General features: G+C 43.9%; 2 protein-coding genes. Both read right to left on the bottom strand.

Annotated features, from left to right (window positions below; translation table 11 throughout):
* Nucleotides 1–784: 784 nt before the first annotated feature.
* Nucleotides 785–1,804, bottom strand: a complete 1,020-nt coding sequence (locus U9P07_08320) for an IS91 family transposase (GenBank protein ID MEA2109406.1) — start codon at nt 1,802–1,804, stop codon at nt 785–787.
* The gene (locus U9P07_08315; protein ID MEA2109405.1) at nt 1,801–2,652 is read right to left on the bottom strand and encodes a tyrosine-type recombinase/integrase; all 852 of its coding nucleotides are present in this window, start codon (nt 2,650–2,652) and stop codon (nt 1,801–1,803) included. Before U9P07_08315 ends, U9P07_08320 begins: the two co-directional genes overlap by 4 nt.
* Nucleotides 2,653–2,809 lie beyond the last annotated feature (157 nt).

Genomic DNA, 2,809 nt, shown 5'->3' with positions numbered 1-2,809 from the left:
TGGTCTGCGTGAGGCCGCCCAAGTAACGGACCAACATCTTTTAATACTTGCAAATCAATTGCGATTGCCGCTTTGTGATTTTGTGGTAAATTGTTAAACCACGTTTCGTATTCTGCGCTGATTAACACTTCCCATTTCATAGTTCTCAATATAACATATATGCGATATTTTTGTCAATGTCATGGGTGCATTAAATTTATGAAGTATATTTTTCAAGGGTTAGAAGAGGGTTCCTAATTGCCGCCGAACTAAGAGCGTTTTATCATTCGTCCCGCATATGACGGTGCCGGGATGTTGAATTTTCAGGTTACTGACCGTATCACAGTTATTATTTTTTTACAAAGCGGGATGATTGATAAAATGTTGTTGAACTGAGCCGCGGGTTCATAGGGAGGACTTACATCTTTGTGATTATGACTCTATGGAGTTTGTTTTTAACCTCTTGAAATATAAAGGAAAATAGTGAATTGGTAGCCAGATGAGAGCGGCGCAAAAAGCTGAATATCAAAAATACCTGATTTTTTCTCATGGTTGATTACCTGTTATTTTGATATTTTGAAATAAAAGTTGATTTTTTGATTATCTGCTGGCTTTCCAGTCAAAATGAGACGTAGCTGTGCCGTTAGTAATGGGAAAATTGAGAAATTAAGTTGATGACAACAGGTAATTGCGGTCAGCTGCTGTCAGGTAATAGTACTGCTCGGCAGACCATGCGCCCCTGTTTACATTCAGGGCAGAGAAAGATGTCTTTGCCGGTTAAACGTAAAACTTTTTCCTGTAAAGTTTACTTGATGAAAGGCTCAATTTCCATGGCAATGCCGATCAGTCTGCGAATTAAAAGAATTGATTTACGCCGGATTTTATTGGCCAAAAAACCGTAATACCTGATCTTCATGAACCTGTGCGGCAAGACGTGGAGGAGGAAACGGCGGATAAACTCACCGGCTGGAAGGACCATCTTTTCGCTTTTGTTATTGTTTTGTCGATCTTTATATTCGAAGATGATTTCATTATTATCAATTGACAAAATACGGTGGTTTGAAATTGCGATGCGGTGGGTATAACGACCCAGGTACTCCAGAACTTGTTTGGGACCGGCAAATGGTTTTTTGGCGTAGACAACCCACTCTTTTGCTTTTGCCTGTTGGAGAGAAAAAACAGTATCTTCCGGTTGGGACAAAGTACTAAGGTTTTTTTTGATCGCGGCCAGATAGCGTTTTTTGAACTCCTTTGCCAGTGAATCTGCGCGAAAAAGAAATTTACTGTTAGCCGTATGCCAGTGCCGTTTGTCAAAACTAAGAACCCCGGCGGGTACCAGACAATGCAGGTGGAAATGATCGATAAGAGTCTGGCTCCAGGTATGAAGAATTGTCAATAAACCGGGCACGCCTTCAAGATGCCATTGGGGATCGGCGGCGAAGGCCCTCAGGGTTCCACTGACTGCAGAAAACAGAGCATCAAGTAAAATTTTGCGATTGTAAAGGATTAACGGATTAAGAACATGGGGCAGAGTGAAAACGAGGTGAAAATAACCACAGGGAAGTAATTCCTGTTTTCTTTTGGCGAGCCACTCCTCCTTAGCCATGGTCTGGCATTTGGGACAGTGACGATTACGGCATGAGTTGTAACTGTTTTGGATTACGCCGCAATTATCACAAACATCCATATGACCGCCAAGTTGGGATGTGCGACAGTCCTCTATCGCCGCCATGACTTTGCGTTGTTCGTCTGTCATCGCGTGGGTCTTTTTATATTCATCACCATATAGACGAAAGATATCTGCCAGTTCGTAGCGCGGTTTCATGGTGTCACCTCCGAATAAAGATCGTCAAGGGGACTTTTAACCTTTGCCAGATGTGACGGTGACAGGTGCAGGTAGCCGCAGGTTGTTCTGATCGATGTGTGCCCGAGCCAGCGTTTAATGATATACATTTCGACACCCTGCTCAAGGGCATGTGAAGCGAAACAGTGACGTAGGGTATGGATGCCGCGCCCCTTGGTTACTCCGGCTTTTTCTTTGGCATTATAGAAAATCCTCTGAGCGGTAGCGATTGACATCGGCACATTTTTGTCTCTGCCGAAAAAGAGCCATTTTCCGGGCCGATAGTTCCGCCAATATTCACGTAGCAGATCAAGAGATTTCTGGGATAAAACCGTATAGCGGTCTTTCCGGCCTTTGCTCTGCTCAATCCGAACCATCATACGGTTTGATTCGATATGATGCGGCTCAAGATTTACCGCTTCACTGACACGCAAGCCGGAACCGTAGATAATGGCCAGTAAGGATTTATGTTTGAGATTACCCGTAGCCAGCAGGATGGATTGTACTTCCCGGGGACTTAACAACATCGGCAGTTGCCGGGAGCGGGGACGCGGAGGGATAGAGAATTCAGACTCATCACAGCCAAGATACCCTGAATAATACTTCTTCAGGCCACAAAACAGAACATTACAGCTTGACCAGGCCAGCTCTTTTTCCTGAATGCAATAGATCAGGTAATCCTGAATTTGCTCGTTACTCAAATTTTCGGCAGGTTGCTCATGGAAAAGCTCCAAACCCTGAACCGACTGCAAATACGCTTTTCTGGTCTTGTCGGCCACCCGTTGAACAAAAAGATAATTTTCAAAATTGCCATTAAATGATCTGCCCATAACACATACCTCCATAAGTCAAAGTTGACCGGACAATCGAAATGATTGCCCTGAAGGTATATTAAACGCTATAGGGTGGAATTGGCAAAGACAAAGGAGCTACTTGTTTTGGATGGATTTAGTACTGGAGGGCTCCGCGCTAGCGGTTCAGTTCAAC

The sequence above is a fragment of the Pseudomonadota bacterium genome, from assembly GCA_034660915.1.
Taxonomy (GTDB): domain Bacteria; phylum Desulfobacterota; class Anaeroferrophillalia; order Anaeroferrophillales; family Anaeroferrophillaceae; genus DQWO01.
This window is presented reverse-complemented; position numbering and strand designations above follow the sequence as displayed.

What these genes read in the sequence shown, in the direction of transcription:
- U9P07_08315 (MEA2109405.1), bottom strand. Translation starts at nt 2,652, where the DNA reads ATGGGCAGATCATTTAATGGCAATTTTGAAAATTATCTTTTTGTTCAA.
- U9P07_08320 (MEA2109406.1), bottom strand. Translation starts at nt 1,804, where the DNA reads ATGAAACCGCGCTACGAACTGGCAGATATCTTTCGTCTATATGGTGAT.